The organism is Herpetosiphonaceae bacterium, from assembly GCA_036374795.1.
Lineage (GTDB): Bacteria > Chloroflexota > Chloroflexia > Chloroflexales > Kallotenuaceae > LB3-1.
Window position 1 is genome coordinate 1 of record DASUTC010000248.1, and the last position, 17,519, is coordinate 17,519.

Consider the following 17,519-nt stretch of genomic DNA (forward strand, 5'->3'; position numbering starts at 1 on the left):
GAGAGCCGCAGTATAGCATAGTGCATCCCGCAGGCATGGCATAGGGACGGTCCTTGCGCGGGAGCATACTTTCAGCACGACCCGCGCGGACCCGGCGCGCGTCACTCCCAGAAGAAGATCTGCTCCTGGGCCATGAAGACCAGATCGAACGGCAGCCGCAGCAGATCCGCGATGTCGAAGACCTGATTCCAGAACGCCTGGGTAAACGGATTATCGCTCCACAGGACCATGAACAGCAGCAGCAGCAGCAGATTGCCGAACGTCAGCAGTTGCGCGCGCATGCCGTCCGGCAGCCACGGCGAGACGATGCCGAAGCCGTCGAGCGGCGGGATCGGGATCAGGTTGAAGAGCACCGCCGTGATCTGCAACAGCGCCAGAAAAGACAGCGCGGCCCAAAAATACTGGTTCTCCGACGTCGCCAGCAGCACGTCGAGGTCCAGCAGAAACGGCCAGACGATCAGCGCGCCAAAGATGATCGTGCCGAGCGGCCCCGCAGCCGAGACGATCGTCTCCCAGCGACGAGAGCGCAGCGCCCGCGTGTTGATATAGACCGCGCCGCCGGGCAGGCCCATCCCGCCGAGCAGCAGGAAGATCACCGGCAGCAGCAGGCTCAAGAAGGGATCGGTGTACTTGAGCGGATCGAGCGTCAGATAGCCCTTGTCGCGCACCGACAGATCGCCGCCGAGATACGCCGCCAGCGCGTGGCCGAACTCGTGGACGCAGACCGACGCGATCCAGCCGCTCACCACGAACAGCAGCATCAGCGGCCCGACCAGCGATTGGGCTGGGTTGAAGTAGAGCGCCAGGCCGCTCGCCGCCATCAGGACCAGCAGCCCCAGGAAGGACAGGCTGGGCAGCGGCACGCGCTGTGCCTGCGGCGCGCGCAGCGCCTTGAGCAGCTTCGGATTGTTCAGCACATGCTGGCGCAGATCGTAGAGCGAGAGGCCGACCTGCTCAAGCAGATCGTAGGCCGGGCCGCGACCCTCGTAGAGCAGGCCCAGCAGCAGATGCAGCGTATCGGCACGCTGATGGCCCAGGTGCAGCGACTCCTTCAGCGCGTAGTTCAGGACGAGCTTACCGTCGCCTTCCCAGCGCGGCGCGGCCTCAGCGGAGGCTGGCTGCGAGTCAAGCCTGGCCTCCAATGCCTGCTCAAGCTGATCGAGGTCGACGTTGAGCGCGGCCATGGCCCGCAGCGCGCTGTTGCCCTTGACATCCAGAATGCCCAGCAGCAGATGCTCAGGCTCGACGCGCGCTGCCTGCCGACGAGCGGCCTGCTGATAGGCTCGCTCGACCACCTGGCGCGCATTATTCGTAAGATCGGCAGCCGGTATCTCTATCATGTGGCTCTTTCTCAACGGATAGACACGCGATTGCCCCGGTTGGAGCTTCAACCGAGGCAACGTCGCAGAATGTAGCGCCAGTGTAGCAGCAGTTCCCGCTGACGACAAGCTGCCGCTTTTAGCCGCGCTACAGCTTTACAAAGTAGGCCGAGCAGGCGCGATCGAGCAGCTCCTTGGTCATCGTCGGCGGAATCCCTCGGTACTTGGCCTCGTCCAGAATTTGATCGCACAGATCGCGGGGATGGCAGCAGCGCAGGTCGCGATTGACCTTGATATAGTGCTCTTGCAGCAGATAGCGCAGGCCATCGTCGCTGTACGGAATGCTCTTGCCTTTGCAGACGAGACGGAAGATCTCGCGGTACTCGTTGGGCGACGGATTCGGCACCTCGATTTTATGACGAATACGGCGCAGGAAGGCATCGTCCACAAGCTGCTTCGGATCGAGGTTGGTCGAAAAGACGATCAGCACGTCGAAGGGCATCTCCAGCTTCTTGCCGGTTTGCAGCGCCAGATAGTCGATCTTCTTTTCCAGCGGCACGATCCAGCGGTTGAGCAGGTCTTGCGGTCGGCACTGCTGGCGGCCAAAGTCGTCGATCAGGAACAGGCCGCCGTTGGCCTTCATCTGGTAGGGCGCCTCATAGACCTTGGCGATCGGATCGTAGATCAGCTCAAGCTGCGCCAGAATCAGCTCGCCGCCGACGACGACCACCGGACGTTTGCAGAGCAGCCAGCGCCCATCTTTGCGGGTATTGGTCGTCGGCAGCATGCCCGGATTCATTGCAAACGTATCTTCTTCCGGCTGCGGCGGCTGCTCGATGATTTCGTGGTTCAGCGGATCATAGACCTTGATCACCTGGCCGTCGATCTCGATGGCGTAGGGGATGATCACGTTGCCCTGCAAGATCCGCGAGATACCCTCGGCGATCGTGGTCTTGCCGTTGCCGGGCGGGCCGTACAAAAAGAGCGACCGGGCCGAGTTGGCCGCAGGGCCGATCTGATCCATCAGCTTATCGCCGATCACCAGGCCCTCGAACGCCTTGCGGATCGTCGTCTGGTCGATCACCATCGAGCCGACTGACTGGGCTTTGACGGCGTCGAGATACGCCTGGAACGGCACCGGCGCGGGACCGGCATACTGCGAGCGGTCGAGGACCTCGTGGACCTTGGCGCGGCCCTTGGTGGTGATCACATACTGAAACGATCGCTCGTAAAAACCACCCTGCGCGCCGGTAATATCGACATACTCTTCTTCTTTCAAGAAGTTGAGCACCGTATCGACGACGTTCAGGAATGGGAGCTTGAGCGCGTCGGCAAGCTGCTGGCCGGAGAGCATGCCCGCGAAATAGATATGCTTGAGCACAAGCTCCGACAAAAAGCCCATGCCGAGGCCGGTTTCAGCCAGCGATGTCGGCTCCGGCGGCAGGGTTGATCCTCCCGAACCGTTGCCGCTCGAACCGGCGGCGTGAATATTCGCGGATGTCGTAAACTCGCGCAGCGGAAATGCGCTCATAATGATCAGTCCTCCCGCTTCTAATCGGACTTACGGGTGTGGCGAGTATAGTTGCAGGTGTCGGCGCTCTCAATAGGCAGATCGGGCTATTTTGGTCACGCCGATTGTGGGCTATAGCGACCAACGTCGGCGTGCCACAAGGCCGGGTTTGGGGAAGCTCCCAACGCTTCCCGATCCTGGGACGCCACGATCAGAATCGTTCCTGAAACTGATGGTATTCTACGTCTGCATCTTATAACGGACAATTGGCGCTTAAGACACTCGTCACTCGACAAATGTGCCGTCTGCGCCCACGAATCGAGATTGGTTTCAGCGATGCGATCGATCATCACGCTGCTTGCGGCGCTCGTGCTGCTGGCAACCGGCGCGCAATTCCTCACGCCGCGCACCTATCCGACGCCGCGCCTGGGGCCTCCGCAGCGCGTCCAGACGACGAATCCCAAGATCGGCGTTCACCTGCGGCTCAACGGCACCGACGACGAGGCGCAGCTAGCCGAGCAACTGTCCCAGGTGCGCGAGATGGGCGCAGCCTGGGTGGTCGATCTTTTTCCGTGGGCCTATGTGCAGCCGCGCGGCCCGCGCTCCTTCGACTGGCGCGGCGCGGATCTGCTGATCGCCCACGCTCGTCGGCAGGGCTTGCAGGTGGTGGCGCGGCTTGACATCGTGCCGGGCTGGGCCAGGCCCAGGGACGCCACCGACCGCCGGATCGATCCGGCCTACTACGACGATTTTGCGCGCTATGCCGCCGCCTTTGCCGCGCGCTACCGCGATCAGGTGCGCTATCTGGTGATCTGGAACGAGCCAAACCTGCATTTCGAGTGGGGCAGCCGCCCGCCCGATCCACGCGCCTACGCCGAGCTGCTCAAGGTGGTCTATCCGGCGGTCAAGCAGGCCAATCCCGACATGCAGATCGCGGCGGGCGCGCTCTCGCCCGGCCCGCAGATCCCCGATATCCGCATGGACGATCTCGCATTTTTGCGCGAGATGCTCGCCGCCGCCGCGCCCTTCGACGTGCTGGCCGTCCATGCCTACGGCGGTAAAGCGCCCGCCGACGAGGAGCCGCATCCCGATCGGGTCAACTTCCGGCGCGTCGAGGTCTATCGCGACGTGCTCACAGCGGCGGCGCAGCCGAAGCCGCTCATGGTGACAGAGGGCGGCTGGAACGATCATCCGCGCTGGAGCGGCGCGGTATCGCCCGCCGAGCGCCTGCGCTGGACCGTCGATGCCTACCGCCTCAGCGCCGCATGGCCCGATCTGATCGCGGTCTGCTTCTGGCAATTCCGCGCGCCTGTCACGCATGGCTACCAGGACAACTACAGCTTCGTCGCCGCCGACGGCACGCCCAAGGCGATCTACTGGGCGATCCGTGAGTACGCGACGGGACGCTCCGCCGAGGAGCGGTAGCGCACCTGATCACAACGTGTCCGTGGATGCTACTTCGTCGGCCCATCTCCGCTGACTGTCCGCGCCACGCGGCCCAGCGCCACCGCCAGCAGCACGATCCCGGCGATGATCCCCACCGCCACCCACGGGTTCGAGCGCGCGACATCGCCCGCCAGCACCAGCAGCGCGATCCACGGCGCGACGCCGACCACGGAGCCGATCGCGTAGGGCCAGAAGCGCAGCGGCGACACGCCTGCCGCCAGCGATACCAGCGTGTAGGCCGGGCCGGGCAGCAGCCGCAGCACCATCACCGTCCGCCAGGTCATGCGCCCCGCCAGCGCGTGTACCTGCGCGTAAGCGGATGGCGACAGCCAGCGGCGCAGCACGCCATCACCCCAGCGCCGCGCGATCCAGAAGCCGAGCGACGCGCCGAGCGCATCGCCGAGCATGGTATAGACGAAGCCCGGCCCTTTGCCGAAGGCCCAGCCGCCCGCGATCTGAAAGATCGTCGCGGGCACCACCGGCACCGTCAGCACGCCGCCCAGCAGCGCGATCTGCGCCAGCGGACCCCACGGCCCCAGCCGCAGCAGGGCATCGCGCACTGCCTCAGGCCGCAGCGCAGCGCCGTAGCGATAGAGCGCCAAGCCGCCGATCGCCAGCAGCGCCAAGCCGCCGATCAGCAGCGCTCGCGAGCGGGCCGATCCCAGAGGACCATTACGCTCCGCGTTCATAGATCGCTCGTCGTCCCCGCCTGCACCGCAGCCTCCGCCTCGGCCAGACGGCGCTCTAGCACCTGCGAGCGCTTGAAGCGATTGAGCTGGAGATAATGCTCGGCGGCGTCGAGCAGCGCGTCTTCCGGCACCAGCCCGACGATCTCGCTCTCGGTCGGCAGCACGCCGTAGCGCGCGGCCTCAGCCCGAATCAGCTCGAAGACTCGGTGTAGCGGCGTGGAGCGAAAATCGGTCATGTTGATCGAAACCTGCGCGTGCCCTTCGACCAGCAGGCCCAGCGCTTTGACGAAGCGGAGCCCGCCGTTCGAGTGGCGGATCACTTTGGCGATCTTTTTGGCAATATCCACGTCGCCCGTGCTGAGATAGACGTTGTAGGCGATCAGCGGCGCGCGCGCGCCGATCGCGGTCGCGCCCGCAGGCGTGAGCCTGGCCGGGCCGAAGTCGGGATCGCGCTGCGGATCAGTGCCCAGCGTTTGCTTCAAGCCCTCGTACTCGCCGCGCCGCACGTCCGCCAGGTTGCGCCGAGCAGGCCGCGTGGCGGCCTCCTCATAGAGATAGACCGGAATGCCAAGCTCATCGCCCACACGCTGCCCAAGCTGCCGGGCCAGCGCCACACAGTCGGCCATCGTCGCATCGCGGATCGGAATGAAGGGCACTACGTCGGTCGCTCCGAGCCGTGGATGCTCGCCGCGATGCTCGTCGAGGTTGATCAGCTCCTTGGCCGCGCGCATTCCGGCGAACGCGCCGTCGACTACCGCCGAGGGCGGCCCGACCAGGGTGACGACCGAGCGATTATGATCGGCGTCGGACTCGACATCCAGCACCAGCACATCGGGCACGGCACGCATCGCGGCGACGATCTGGTCGATCACATCGGCGCGACGACCCTCGCTAAAGTTGGGCACACATTCGATCAACGGTTGTGGCATAGCTGCTCCTTATCAGAAATCGGCGATTGAGCGCCGCTTGATGGTCTGTCGCGCTCTCCCTGGCTGCTCCTGGCGACGCTGCCACGAGCACGCCGTAGTGTAGCATACGCTCGGCGCATGACCAGCAGCCGGTGGGAGAAACGCACCGATCGCTCTGGCTATCCTGGCCCGGCGATTCGTGACGCGCAGGGGTTGCGCCGCTGGAAGAAGCGGTTATACTACAGCAGCTTTAAAATCGTCACAAACATCGTAAAGAAACATATGCCACTAGCTACTCGAATTCCGCGCACGTTCGCCCTGACGCTGATCGCCGCCGCGCTTGTCGCCTGCTCCACAGGCACCGTACCGCCGCAGACCAGGCGCACGGAGGCTACAACGCCGCCGGTCGCCACAACCGCCGCCGCTACTGAGGTCGCGGCAACCGCAACGACCGCCGCAGACTGGCGCTTTCCGGCAGGCAGCCGCATTGCGGGCGTCGATGTCGGCAACAAAACGCCGGAAACCGCGATCAAGCTCGTCTCGCTTGGCCTGAATTCCTGGCAAAAGCCGCTGGCGCTCGTCGCCGACGAGCAGGCCGCCGATCCGCCGACGCTCAAGCCCTACAAAGTGGGCCTCGACCCCGACATCGCGCAGATGGTGGCGGAGGCCGAGCACCTGGCGCGCGAGGGCAAGCCCGTCGACATCGAGTGGACGCCGCAGGTCGACGAGGCGAAGCTCCGCGCTGAGCTGGAAGCGCTGGCCCCCTCTTTCGAGCAGACCGCCGCCAGCGATATTGTCACCGACACCGAGGCGCTGACCTCGACCTTTACGTTTCGCGCGCAGCCGGGCGTGAAGCTCGACATCGACGCGACCGCCGCGCTGGTCAGCAGGCTGCTCACCGATCGCAGCGAGGCCGTCACGCAGACCGTGGTGCTGCACACCACGTCGCCGCAGGAGCGCGATCTGGCGACGCTCAAGCACGTGCTGGAGGAGCATCTGGGCTACTGGAAGGGCGTTGGCGCGATCTACGTCCACGATCTCGAAACCGGCCAGTCGATCGGCATCAACGAAAACTCGGTCTTCTCCGGCGCGAGCGTGATGAAGGTGCCGATCATGATCTACGTCTACGCCAAGCTCGGCAAGCTCGACGAGCAGCAGCGCGAGTGGATGGAGAACGTGGTCATCAACAGCGATAATCTCGACGCAAACGCGCTGCTCGCCGCCGCAGTTGGCGGCCAGGGCACCGAGGCCGCGCTGGAAGGCGTCAACGAGATGAGCCAGATGCTCGAAGGGCTGGGCCTTGAGCACACCTACCAGCTGATCCCGTACGAGTCGGGCGAGTGGCTGATCCAGCAATCGCGGCTGCCGCAGGGCGGGCCGAAGCGCGAGGGCCAGCCGCCCTACACCGCCGCCGATCCCTATGTCCGCACCACGCCCCGCGAGATGGGCCAGCTTTTTGTGATGCTGGCCGAGTGCGCCGAGGGCAAGGGTCCGCTGATCGAGAAGTACGGCGATAAGCTCAACGAGACGCTGTGCGACGAGATGATCGGCTGGCTGGAGCGCCCCCATGATCAGGAGCGGATGGTCGCAGGTATCCCGGCGGGCGTGCCTGTCGCGCATAAAGGCGGCTGGATCGACGACATGCAGAGCGATGTCGGCATCGTCAGCAGCCCGAATGGCCGCTATGTCGCCGCGATCTACATCTGGCGGCCCGACGGCTACGTGACGAACGCGCACGCGACGCCTTCGCCGTACCTGGGCGACTTCTCGCATACGATCTATACGTTCTTCAATCCTGAGAGCGTGGAGTAGAGCGAAAGAGGTTCAAAGCTCAAAGCTTAAAGTTCAAGAACCGAGTTCCAGATACTTCATGTGGTTCTCGGTTCTTATTTCTTGGTTCTCGGCTCTCCCCTTGCTCTCTTGTTCTCCTGTTTCTGGTATCCGGTTCTTGATGCTTGGTTCTCCGTTTATTCCCTTTGTTCGCCGGGTGCCCTTTGGGCGCGGCACCCGGTTCTTTGTTCTTTGTTCTTCTCCCGCCACAACCCGATCGCCCGGTGCATACTCTCGAAGGCGAGCGGCGGCAGGGAATCGGGCACGAACCATCCGACCATATCGGCATCGTCGGCGGGCATCGGCTCGGCGTCGTCGACGGCCTGCGCGGTGTAGGTGATCACAATCACGCGGCCATTGAACGACACATCCAGCAGCGCCAGCCGCACGACCGTCAGCCCCGTCTCCTCGCGGCACTCCCGCGCGGCGGCGACCTCAGGATCTTCGCCAAAATCGACGTAGCCGCCGGGAAAGGACCACAGGCCGCGTCCGGGATCGATCGCCCGCCGCGTGAGCAGCAGCATCCCTGCGCGCTCGATCAAGACCGTCGCGGCGACTTTGGGATCGGCAAACACGATATAGCCGCAGTTGGGACAGGTTGGGCGGGGCTTGCCTTCAAACGGACGCTGTTCGAGTGGCGTTGCACATTCGGGACAAAAACGCATCATGTCTGCATGATAGCACGCTCTGCGATCGTGTGGCGGACCACAAAAAGAGCAGGCGGGCACCAACTGTATGCCCGCCTACCCCCGGAAGGAGCTAGCGCACGCTTGTGCGGCGGCGTACGCTTCGGATAATACTCAGCCCGGCCAGCAGTGTCAGCACTGCGACCAGACCGAGCGGCGCGCTCGTCGTGCCGGTGTTGCCTGTGTCGGGGAGCCGCGCCGGAGGACGCGCGCCGCCACCGGCAGCCTCGACCGTAAACTCGCGCACGACAACCTGACCGTTGGCCTGGACCGGAACGTCGGGACCGTTCGGGAACTCGTACTGGCCCTTGGTGCCAGCGTCGATATGCAGCATCGGCGCGAGCTTATCGCCAGCGTTGAACGTCTCGTCCAGCTTAACCATCAGATTATTGGTTGTGCCAGCCTTGATGGCGGCCAGCCCGGCCAGCGGCGTCAGCATCATCTTGCCGTCGGGGCCGAACTTGTGGACGGCGACCCAGCCATCTTCCGCCGCGACAACCCGCTCGATCGTGATCATGCTGTTGCTGATCGGCTGGTTGCGCACGGTGATGCTCGGTGTCACACCACCTGCCGGAGGCGCTGAGGGCGCGGGTGAGGGCGAAGCTGAGGGCGCGGGCGAGGGCGATGGAGAAGCCTGAGCCGCCGCGACGACGATCGTGCCCGACATACCGGCGCCGTTCGGACCGCCATGATACTCGCAGTAGTATGCAAACGTGCCCGCCGCGCTGAACGTTACCGCGCTGGACGTAGCGCCCGACGCAACATTGCCGGTATCGAAGGAGCCGTTGTCTGCTTTCGCCGTATGCGGACGCTGCCCGGTATTCCTCCACGTCACGCTAGCGCCCACCGGCACTGTCACCGTTTTCGGCTCGAAGGTGTTGTCGCGCATCTCGATCACCACGCCCGTCTGCGCGACCGGCGCGGCACGCACAACTGTTGCCGCGAGGCCCAGAGCGACGAGCGCGATCATCGCAACGCCGATCAGCAGCCGACCGACGATTGGTGTACTCATAGCACGCTCCTTAGCTGTTGCGCACCCGCCAGGCGAGTGCGATCTGCTCATAGCATCATACGAATGATTGCTATGCGCCATACAACCCGTCACTCAAGTATTCGTACCCAATGCGTCGAATGAATCTATACTGCTCAGCACGGTGCGCGCACAAAAAAAGGCGCGCACGAGTGTGCGCGCCGCGTCCAGATCAGCATCTAGTCGGTCATTTCGAGGTAGTCCGTGAGGTAGATGCGCTCCGTCCGCGATAGCCGCTGCGCCTGGGCCGAGACTACCAGCGCGCCCCGCAGCACCGCCGGGCTGGTCGGCTGCTGGCTGCCGCCGCGCGGCTCGATCGTCACGCCCACGCCCTGATACGTCGCCAGCGGCTGGTCTACGGGCAGCAATACCCAGCCGTTGCCCGACTGTGGCACGAACGTGCCCACGCCGATCGGCGTGCCGCCCTGGTTCAGCCAGACCTGATAGACCTTGCCGGAGCCGGGATCGGGCAAGCCCTGCGCCACCAGACACGCAACCGACAACTGCGGCGAGGCCCAGAACCGACCGCTCGCGCTCTCGCCCGACAGCTCGTAGTCCTGAAGATCGGGCGTGTTGAGCACCCTGGTCATCGTCTGCCAGCTCTGGCGGCTGTTGGCAACCTGCGTGGAGAGCCTTTCGATTTGGGCGGCCTGGCTGTTCAGCCGCATTTGCAGCGCGATATTCCAGCCGAGCAATGCCAGCAGCATCACAGCCGCGAAGCTCCATCGCGGCGCGAGTCGCACACGCCACCAGGGATGGGCGGCAGGCGCTGGCCGGCGCTGGGCCGCGCGCGACTCGACGGGAGCGGAGGTTGCCGCATCCAGAATGCGTGCGCGTAGCTCCGGCGGTGGCGTGGCCTGCGGCGCGGTATAGGGCAAGATCCGCGCGATGTGGGTATAGCCTTGCAGCGCGCGCTGGCAGGCTTCACAGCTCGCGAGGTGCGTCAGCAGATCGGGATCGGCCTCCGACTCGCCAAGGGCATAGGCCGCAAGCTGCGGCTGAAGATCGTGACATCTATCGGTTGGATCGCTCGACATGGATAACTCAACTTTCTGGCGACACATGCTCTGCCACGGCGCGCCAGCACATACGATCATGGCTCTATGCGATGGGCAACATCGCGCGGCGTTGCTTCTCAACGCTCTACACTCTATTATACTTTACGTAATAGCCCTGAGCCTGAATCTACGATCCTCCGGCAGCACCGCTGAATGGCAAAGCTCTCTGGAGCGTATCGGGCCTGCGACGAGAGCCTCCACTACGATTCTATCACCTTCCACGCACTATACTGCTCGTCGCCCGACTCATGCCGCCAGCGCCGGACGTACCAGATCATCCTGGCCCCAACGATCCGTCGCGATCGGGACTGGAACTTCATGGAGCGCGCAGCGAGCAATTTCGCGAAAACTGCTACACTACCTCGTAGCGACCTCACCATAGCGCCGCGCTACGGTACAGGGCTTATGCATATCCATCCCATTCGCCCGGTTTGCCCCCCATCTCGCTCGGATTCGTCGGCTCTGCACCCGCTTGCCTGGCCCACGCCGAGCGGGCAGCGGCAGGCATGATGCCTCCCAATCCTAGCACGTTTATCGCGCATCACAAAGGAAAGATGAGTTTCTATGGCGGTTATCGTTGAGCAATTCGCGCCAGACGTACAGGTGTACACCGCCGACGGCGCGCGCGTTCCACTCCGCACCTACTGGGGCCATCGCCCGATCGTGCTCACGTTTCTCCGGCACTTTGGCTGCGCCTTCTGCCGCGACTTCATCATCAAGCTGCGAGCCGCCTACCCCGATTTTGTGGAGCGCGGGGCGGAGATTACCGCTATCGCGCAGGGCAACGCGCCGCAGACGGCCCACTTCGCCAACATCCTGCGGCTGCCCTTTCCGCTGCTCGCCGATCCGAGCCGCGAGGTGTACCAGGCATTCGAGCTGCTCGAAGTGGGCTACACCACGCTGCTGCATCACTCGGTGATGCGCGAGGGGATGGCGCTGGCCGGGCGGGGCGAGCTACCCGATGTCGGCTATACGATCCAGACGATGCTGCCGACCAACAATATGTCGTTTCGGCAGATGGGCGGCACGTTTGTCATCGATGAGCAGGGGCGCGTCCGATATGCGCATGTCGACAAGCAGGTCTACGATCACCCGCAGATCCCGGATCTGCTTGAGATCGTCGGCAGCCTCACGGCTCAACCTGTAGGCACTGACGCAGACTAAACCAGATTACCATACAAAGAAGTGCCCCTCAGCTTAGCTGAAGGGCATCTGGCACGGGCGACAGGACTCGAACCTGCGACCTAGGGTTTAGAAGACCCTTGCTCTATCCATCTGAGCTACGCCCGCATGCGCCGCATATTATACCATGCCTCCGCGCACGCGAAACGCTTACCGTGCCGCGTCCGCCGCTCTGATGCTCCTGGTACCGGATCAAGCAGGGTTTCGAGCAGGCCCTCACCCTGGCCCGCCCTGCCCCGCGCTCAGGCGGGCTTCCGCCCTCACGCCGCGCCTAGACCAACGGCTAGTTGTTTTGCGCCACTGCATGACCTAGAGTAGAATGGATGGACAGGTGATGCAGCAAAATCTGGCATAGGGTCAAGTAAACCTGAGGGTTAAGGAGCGGAAACTAGACGTGAGCGACAAAAAAATTCGGGTTGCCATCATCGGAGTTGGCAACTGCGCGTCCTCGTTGGTGCAGGGCATAGAGTTCTACAAGCATGCCAGCGAGGGCGATTTTGTGCCCGGCTTAATGCATGTCAACCTGGGCGGCTACCACATTCGAGACATCGAGTTCTCGGCGGCGTTCGACATTAACGTTACCAAAGTCGGTAAAGACCTCTGCGAGGCGATCTTTGCCGAGCCGAACAACACCTATAAATTCTCGGATGTGCCCTTTACCGGCGTCAAGGTGCATCGCGGCATGACCCACGACGGCATCGGCAAGTACCTCAGCGCGGTGATCCAGAAGGCTCCCGGCCCCACCGACGACATCGTCGGCATCCTCAAAAACACGCACACCGACGTGGTCATCTCGTATCTGCCGGTCGGCTCGGAGATGGCGACGAAGTGGTACGTCGAGCAGGTGCTTGAGGCCGGCTGCGCGTTCATCAACTGCGTCCCCGTGTTTATCGCCTCGCAGGAGTACTGGCGCCGCCGCTTCGAGGAGCGCAAGCTGCCGATCATCGGCGACGACATCAAATCGCAGGTCGGCGCGACGATCACCCACCGCGTGCTGACCAACCTCTTCCGCGAGCGGGGCGTGCGCCTGGATCGGACCTACCAGCTCAACTTCGGCGGCAACACCGATTTCATGAACATGCTGGAGCGCGAGCGCCTGGAGTCGAAGAAGATCTCCAAGACCAATGCCGTCACCAGCCAGCTCGACTATCCGATCGACGCCGACAACGCGCATGTCGGCCCCAGCGACTATGTGCCGTGGCTCTCCGACCGCAAGTGGTGCTATATCCGCATGGAGGGCACGACCTTCGGCAACGTGCCGCTCAACTGCGAGGTCAAGCTCGAAGTGTGGGACTCGCCCAACTCGGCGGGTGTGGTGATCGACGCGATCCGCTGCGCGAAGCTGGCGCTCGATCGGGGCATCGGCGGCGCGCTCTACAGCCCGTCGAGCTACTTCATGAAAACGCCGCCCAAGCAGTTCACCGACCACGAAGCGCGCGCCAGGACCGAGGCGTTCATTCGCGGTGATGAGCAGGTATAGCCCGGCTTCCGGCACCGATTGGGAGCAGCCGCGCTGCTCCTGCCTGTTGTTCAGACCAGAGACTTGCGGGAATCTCGCCTGATGCAGATCGCAGCACTTCTGACATACGCCGCCCGGCTCGTGCCGCACGTGCCGCCTCGTCTCGGCTACGCGCTCTGCGAGCTGCTCGGCACGACCGTCGGGCCGCGCGTGCCAGCCTGGGCGCATGTCCTCGCCAACCTGAGCGTCGTCATGCCGCACGCCAGCCAGCAGGAGCGCGAGGCAGCCGCACGCCGCGTGATGATCGGCATGTTCAAAAACTATTTCGATCTCTTCCGCTTCCATACGCTATCGCCCGCCGCCCTCGCCCAGACGACGATCCTTGAGGGTAGACAGAACATCGAGCAGGCGCTGGCGCGTGGCAAAGGCTTGCTCGTCGTCGCGCCGCACTGCGGCAACTACACGATTAGCTTCACCGCGATCATCCGCCACTTTGAAACGCGGGCGCTGCTGGTGGTCGAGCACATGGCCGATCCACGGGTGCATCAGATCATGAACCGGATGCGCAACATGCCGGGGATCGATGTCGAGCCGCTGGGGCCGAATGCTGGCCGTGCAATCCTGCGCGCTTTGCGGCATAATCATGTCGTCGCTCTGGGCGGCGACCGGGCGATTGCCGAGAATAGCGTGATCGTCGAGTTCTTTGGGCAGCCCACGCCGCTGCCGAGCGGCCCCGCGACGCTGGCGCTGCGCACGGGAGCGCCGCTGCTGACGGGCTTTACCAATCGGCTGCCCGACAATCGCTCGCAGGCCTGGTTCGATCCGCCGCTGCTGATCGAGCGCTCAGGAGCGCTTCAGGATGATATATGTGACGTAACGCAAAAAATCGCCTATATTATGCAGGCTTACATTCGCCGCGATCCAGCGCAGTGGCTGGTCGCGGAGCCCATGTGGCCGAGCTTATGAAACTAATCGTACAAATTCCGGCAAAAGACGAAGAAGAGCACCTGCCCGTGGTCCTGCGCGACATTCCCCGGCAGATACCGGGCGTCGATCGCGTCGAGGTGCTGGTGATCGACGACGGCTCACGCGATCGAACGGCCGAGGTCGCCATTGCGCACGGCGCGGATCATGTCGTGCGTCATATCAGCAACAAGGGCCTGGCTGCGGCCTTCCAGACGGGCATCGACGCGGCGCTGCGCCTGGGCGCGGACATTATCGTCAACACCGACGCCGACAACCAGTATCCGGGCGATCAGATCCCGGCGCTGGTCGGGCCGATCCTGGATCGCAGCGCCGACATCGTGATCGGCGATCGGCAGACGCACACGCTTGAGCATTTCACGCCGCAGAAACGGTTGCTTCAGCGCGTCGGCAGCTGGGTCGTGCGGCGCGCGTCCAACACCGAAGTGCCCGATAGCGTCAGCGGCTTTCGCGCGCTCTCACGCGAGGCCGCGCTGCGTATCTTCGTCACCACCGATTTTTCGTACACCGTCGAGAATCTGATCCAGGCAGGCAAGCGGCGGCTGACCGTGGCGCATGTGCCGATTCGCACCAATCAGACCCGACCGTCGCGGCTGCACAAGGGCAACTGGAACTTCGTCAAGCGCCAGGCCTCGACGATCGTGCGAACCTACGCGACGTACGAGCCGCTCAAGACGTTCTCGTATATCGCGACGCCGTTCGTGGTGATGGGCCTGATCTTTTTGCTGCGCGCGGCCTTCGTCTATTTTGCGCGCAAGTTCCTGCCCGACTACAAAGAAGACAATATCCAGGCGCTCACGCTCGGCACCGGCTTTCTGGTGCTGGGCTTTATCGTCTTCTTGATCGGGCTGGTCGCGGATCGCATCGGCGGCAACCGGCGCATGCTTGAGGAGCTGCTTTACCGCGCGCGCAAAGCCGAGCTTGACCATATCGGCTGGCGGCAGGTCGCCGAGGAGCGGCTGGATCGGCTGGAGGCGATGCAGGAGACTGGGCTGGTGGTCCACCGCGCGCGCGGCGATGCCAAAGATGTGGATAGCTCATGACGGTCCACGGCTTTCTCAACATCGACAAGCCCGCCGGGATGACCTCGCACGATGTGGTCGCGAAGGTGCGGCGGCTGGTCGCGCAGAAGCGCGTCGGGCATGGCGGGACGCTCGATCCGGCGGCGACGGGCGTGCTGCCCGTGGCGCTGGGCGAGGCAACCCGGCTGGTGGAGTATCTGGTCGAGGGGCGCAAGCGCTACCTGGCCGAGGTGCGGCTGGGCATCACCACCACCACCGACGATGCCGAGGGCGAGACGCTGCGGGAGCAGCCGGTCCCGCCTCTCAGCCACGACGATCTGACGCGGGCGGTGCAGCCGTTCATCGGCACGATCCGGCAGGTGCCGCCGATGTACTCGGCGATTCAGGTCGCGGGACAGCGTATGTACGATCTGGCACGGCAGGGCAAGACCGTCGATCTGGAGCCGCGCACGGTCGAGGTCGATCGGATCGAGGTGCTGGCCTGGGAGCCGTCGCTGCTGACGCTCGACGTGCTGTGCGGCAAGGGCACCTACATTCGCTCGCTGGCCCGCGACCTCGGCGCGGCGCTGGGCTGCGGCGCGCATCTCGCGGCGCTGCGGCGCACGCAGGTCGGGCCGCTGGGCATCGAGAGCGCCGTGCCGCTCGGCGTGCTGCTGGACGATCCGAGCCGCGTGTCGCACCATCTGCTGCCGCCCGCTACCGCCGTCGCCGACTGGCCCCGCGCCGATGTAGACGACGCGACGGTGCGCCGCATCCGTAACGGGCTGGCGGTGCGGCTGTGGGTCCAGGGCGAGCTAGCCCGCGCCCACGCGCCCGACGGCAGGCTGGTCGCGCTGCTGCGCCTCGACTCGGGCCTGTGGCAGCCGTTCAAGGTGTTTACGTGGGGTTAGGTTGAGGTTTTCGGCGTGATATAACACGCCCCACGGATCGATCCATTCCACCTACGCTACACCGCTGCCGCCTCCTGCATGATCCTCGGCTCGTAGTCGATTGACAGCGTGGGCAGCCCTGGCTCGCGTAAGCGTTATGCGCCACGACCGTCGCCTCGACGGCGTTCCAGTAGATATACTCTCGCCAGGCTATACGCCCGTGTTGACAGACGCGCCGCGACCTTATACCCTACGCTTAACGCCTGATCACTGGCTACGTACAAGCAAAATAATTATGTAAACCGTGCCGTGTAGCACGCTGATCGCCAGCCTGCCGCACAGCCGAGGTACGCAAGGGTGCTCCAGAGAGCCGAGGATGTCGTCTCTGGGGCATTGCGCGTTTCATTAGGGATCGCACAGCCGCAGCCCGTAGATCTGCTGACGACACAAGGAGGGGAAGCGTATGGCACCGCGCCATTACACATCGGTCTTAGACTTATCACGCGACGAAACGTTGGATGTGCTGCGGCGAGCGGCGAAGCTCAAAGCCCGGTGGAATGAGGATCGCAAGGTGTTGAAGCGGCTGCGGGGCTACACGCTCGCCACGATCTACGAAAAACCGTCGCTCCGCACGCGCGTGACCTTCGAGGCGGGCATGACGCAGCTCGGCGGCCACAGCATCTACCTCGGCCCCAACGACATCCAGATCGGCAAGCGCGAAACCGCCGCCGACATTGCGCGCAACCTGAGCCGCTGGGTCCAGATCATCATGGCGCGCTCGTTCACGCACAGCACCGTCACCGAGCTAGCCGAGCACAGCGATGTCCCGGTGATCAACGGGCTGTCGGACGTGGAGCATCCCTGCCAGGCGCTGGCCGACTTTCTGACGCTTCAGGAGCGCTACGGCGAGCTGGAGGGCAGGAAGCTGGCCTACATCGGCGACGGCAACAACGTCGCGCACTCGCTGATGCTGATGGGCGCGCTCTTAGGCGTCAACATCTCGGTCGCCACGCCGGAGGGCTACGAGCCGCAGCAGACGATCACCGAGCGGGCGCAGGAGCTTGCGGCCCAGAGCGGCGCGACAATCCGCGTGACCTGGGAGCCGCGCGAGGCGGTGGAGCGCGCCGACGTGATCTACACCGACGTGTGGGCCTCGATGGGACAGGAAGACGAGGCCGAGGCGCGCAAAAGCAGCTTCGCCTCCTATCAGGTAACGCCTGAGCTTATGGCGGCGAGCGGCAAGGCCGAGACGATCTTCATGCACTGCCTGCCCGCGCATCGCGGCGAGGAGGTTGCCGCCGATGTGATCGACGGGCCACAGTCCGCCGTGATCGACGAGGCCGAGAACCGGCTGCACGCGCAGAAGGCGCTGATCCTGTGGCTGTTGGGGAGATAACGCAAACAAAGAACAAAGAACAGAGAACAAAGAGGCTAGAGCGGTGTGGCTCGCTGCCCTTTGTTCTTTGTTCAACGTTCCGAGTTCGGCATTGTGAGTTTCCAGTTCACAGTTTCGAGTTCAAAGGGCGA

The 17,519-nt window shown here is 64.0% G+C and carries 15 protein-coding genes and 1 tRNA gene; 8 read left to right on the plus strand and 8 right to left on the minus strand.

What is annotated here, in order from left to right; all coding sequences use genetic code 11:
• Positions 1 to 101: 101 nt before the first annotated feature.
• Both VFZ66_18325 and VFZ66_18330 read right to left on the minus strand, forming a co-directional pair.
• Positions 102 to 1,340: a Clp protease N-terminal domain-containing protein gene (locus VFZ66_18325; protein ID HEX6291147.1), complete on the minus strand. Its 1,239-nt coding sequence runs from the start codon at positions 1,338 to 1,340 to the stop codon at positions 102 to 104.
• Between the two features lie 127 nt (positions 1,341 to 1,467).
• Positions 1,468 to 2,850, minus strand: coding sequence for an ATP-binding protein (locus tag VFZ66_18330; GenBank protein ID HEX6291148.1), 1,383 nt, complete (start codon positions 2,848 to 2,850; stop codon positions 1,468 to 1,470).
• Between the two features lie 315 nt (positions 2,851 to 3,165).
• On the opposite strand from VFZ66_18330, the gene VFZ66_18335 reads away from it, so the two are divergent.
• Positions 3,166 to 4,254: a hypothetical protein gene (locus tag VFZ66_18335; GenBank protein ID HEX6291149.1), complete on the plus strand. Its 1,089-nt coding sequence runs from the start codon at positions 3,166 to 3,168 to the stop codon at positions 4,252 to 4,254.
• Positions 4,255 to 4,283: 29 nt separating this feature from the next.
• Here VFZ66_18335 and VFZ66_18340 read toward each other — a convergent pair whose 3' ends face one another.
• Both VFZ66_18340 and ftcD read right to left on the minus strand, forming a co-directional pair.
• Positions 4,284 to 4,964 (minus strand): VTT domain-containing protein, encoded by a 681-nt coding sequence (locus tag VFZ66_18340; protein ID HEX6291150.1) that lies wholly within the window; start codon positions 4,962 to 4,964, stop codon positions 4,284 to 4,286.
• Positions 4,961 to 5,893 carry a glutamate formimidoyltransferase gene (gene ftcD, locus VFZ66_18345; GenBank protein ID HEX6291151.1) on the minus strand — a complete coding sequence of 311 codons (933 nt, stop codon included), beginning with the start codon at positions 5,891 to 5,893 and terminating at the stop codon, positions 4,961 to 4,963. Before ftcD ends, VFZ66_18340 begins: the two co-directional genes overlap by 4 nt.
• Positions 5,894 to 6,154: 261 nt before the next feature.
• Here ftcD and VFZ66_18350 point away from each other — a divergent pair, with 261 nt between their 5' ends.
• Complete coding sequence (locus VFZ66_18350) at positions 6,155 to 7,684, plus strand: serine hydrolase (protein ID HEX6291152.1); 1,530 nt, start codon at positions 6,155 to 6,157, stop codon at positions 7,682 to 7,684.
• 155 nt (positions 7,685 to 7,839) lie between these two features.
• Here VFZ66_18350 and VFZ66_18355 read toward each other — a convergent pair whose 3' ends face one another.
• From VFZ66_18355 to VFZ66_18365, 3 genes are all read right to left on the minus strand, one after another.
• Positions 7,840 to 8,370 carry an NUDIX hydrolase gene (locus VFZ66_18355; protein HEX6291153.1) on the minus strand — a complete coding sequence of 177 codons (531 nt, stop codon included), beginning with the start codon at positions 8,368 to 8,370 and terminating at the stop codon, positions 7,840 to 7,842.
• A gap of 91 nt (positions 8,371 to 8,461) precedes the next feature.
• Positions 8,462 to 9,400 carry a cupredoxin domain-containing protein gene (locus VFZ66_18360; GenBank protein HEX6291154.1) on the minus strand — a complete coding sequence of 313 codons (939 nt, stop codon included), beginning with the start codon at positions 9,398 to 9,400 and terminating at the stop codon, positions 8,462 to 8,464.
• A 197-nt stretch (positions 9,401 to 9,597) separates the two neighbouring features.
• Positions 9,598 to 10,455, minus strand: a complete 858-nt coding sequence (locus VFZ66_18365; GenBank protein ID HEX6291155.1) for an anti-sigma factor — start codon at positions 10,453 to 10,455, stop codon at positions 9,598 to 9,600.
• A gap of 585 nt (positions 10,456 to 11,040) precedes the next feature.
• Here VFZ66_18365 and VFZ66_18370 point away from each other — a divergent pair.
• Positions 11,041 to 11,640 (plus strand): peroxiredoxin-like family protein, encoded by a 600-nt coding sequence (locus VFZ66_18370; GenBank protein HEX6291156.1) that lies wholly within the window; start codon positions 11,041 to 11,043, stop codon positions 11,638 to 11,640.
• Positions 11,641 to 11,689: 49 nt separating this feature from the next.
• Here the strand turns inward: VFZ66_18370 and VFZ66_18375 are convergent.
• Positions 11,690 to 11,766: transfer RNA gene (locus tag VFZ66_18375), tRNA-Arg, on the minus strand.
• A gap of 286 nt (positions 11,767 to 12,052) precedes the next feature.
• Here VFZ66_18375 and VFZ66_18380 point away from each other — a divergent pair.
• The 5 genes from VFZ66_18380 (at position 12,053) to argF (ending at position 17,388) form a co-directional block, all read left to right on the plus strand.
• On the plus strand, positions 12,053 to 13,138 hold the full coding sequence (locus tag VFZ66_18380) for an inositol-3-phosphate synthase (protein ID HEX6291157.1): 1,086 nt from the start codon (positions 12,053 to 12,055) through the stop codon (positions 13,136 to 13,138).
• 81 nt (positions 13,139 to 13,219) lie between these two features.
• The gene (locus VFZ66_18385; GenBank protein HEX6291158.1) at positions 13,220 to 14,083 is read left to right on the plus strand and encodes a lysophospholipid acyltransferase family protein; all 864 of its coding nucleotides are present in this window, start codon (positions 13,220 to 13,222) and stop codon (positions 14,081 to 14,083) included.
• Positions 14,080 to 15,144 (plus strand): glycosyltransferase family 2 protein, encoded by a 1,065-nt coding sequence (locus VFZ66_18390; GenBank protein ID HEX6291159.1) that lies wholly within the window; start codon positions 14,080 to 14,082, stop codon positions 15,142 to 15,144. Before VFZ66_18385 ends, VFZ66_18390 begins: the two co-directional genes overlap by 4 nt.
• A complete protein-coding gene (gene truB / locus VFZ66_18395) occupies positions 15,141 to 16,013 on the plus strand; it encodes a tRNA pseudouridine(55) synthase TruB (GenBank protein ID HEX6291160.1) in 873 nt (290 codons plus the stop codon). Before VFZ66_18390 ends, truB begins: the two co-directional genes overlap by 4 nt.
• 442 nt (positions 16,014 to 16,455) lie before the next feature.
• Complete coding sequence (gene argF / locus VFZ66_18400) at positions 16,456 to 17,388, plus strand: ornithine carbamoyltransferase (GenBank protein HEX6291161.1); 933 nt, start codon at positions 16,456 to 16,458, stop codon at positions 17,386 to 17,388.
• Positions 17,389 to 17,519 lie beyond the last annotated feature (131 nt).

Bases quoted from the DNA above. Each gene is read 5' to 3' on its own strand.
- VFZ66_18325 (HEX6291147.1), bottom strand. From the start codon at position 1,340: ATGATAGAGATACCGGCTGCCGATCTTACGAATAATGCGCGCCAGGTG.
- VFZ66_18330 (HEX6291148.1), bottom strand. From the start codon at position 2,850: ATGAGCGCATTTCCGCTGCGCGAGTTTACGACATCCGCGAATATTCAC.
- VFZ66_18335 (HEX6291149.1), top strand. From the start codon at position 3,166: ATGCGATCGATCATCACGCTGCTTGCGGCGCTCGTGCTGCTGGCAACC.
- VFZ66_18340 (HEX6291150.1), bottom strand. From the start codon at position 4,964: ATGAACGCGGAGCGTAATGGTCCTCTGGGATCGGCCCGCTCGCGAGCG.
- ftcD (HEX6291151.1), bottom strand. From the start codon at position 5,893: ATGCCACAACCGTTGATCGAATGTGTGCCCAACTTTAGCGAGGGTCGT.
- VFZ66_18350 (HEX6291152.1), top strand. From the start codon at position 6,155: ATGCCACTAGCTACTCGAATTCCGCGCACGTTCGCCCTGACGCTGATC.
- VFZ66_18355 (HEX6291153.1), bottom strand. From the start codon at position 8,370: ATGATGCGTTTTTGTCCCGAATGTGCAACGCCACTCGAACAGCGTCCG.
- VFZ66_18360 (HEX6291154.1), bottom strand. From the start codon at position 9,400: ATGAGTACACCAATCGTCGGTCGGCTGCTGATCGGCGTTGCGATGATC.
- VFZ66_18365 (HEX6291155.1), bottom strand. From the start codon at position 10,455: ATGTCGAGCGATCCAACCGATAGATGTCACGATCTTCAGCCGCAGCTT.
- VFZ66_18370 (HEX6291156.1), top strand. From the start codon at position 11,041: ATGGCGGTTATCGTTGAGCAATTCGCGCCAGACGTACAGGTGTACACC.
- VFZ66_18385 (HEX6291158.1), top strand. From the start codon at position 13,220: ATGCAGATCGCAGCACTTCTGACATACGCCGCCCGGCTCGTGCCGCAC.
- VFZ66_18390 (HEX6291159.1), top strand. From the start codon at position 14,080: ATGAAACTAATCGTACAAATTCCGGCAAAAGACGAAGAAGAGCACCTG.
- truB (HEX6291160.1), top strand. From the start codon at position 15,141: ATGACGGTCCACGGCTTTCTCAACATCGACAAGCCCGCCGGGATGACC.
- argF (HEX6291161.1), top strand. From the start codon at position 16,456: ATGGCACCGCGCCATTACACATCGGTCTTAGACTTATCACGCGACGAA.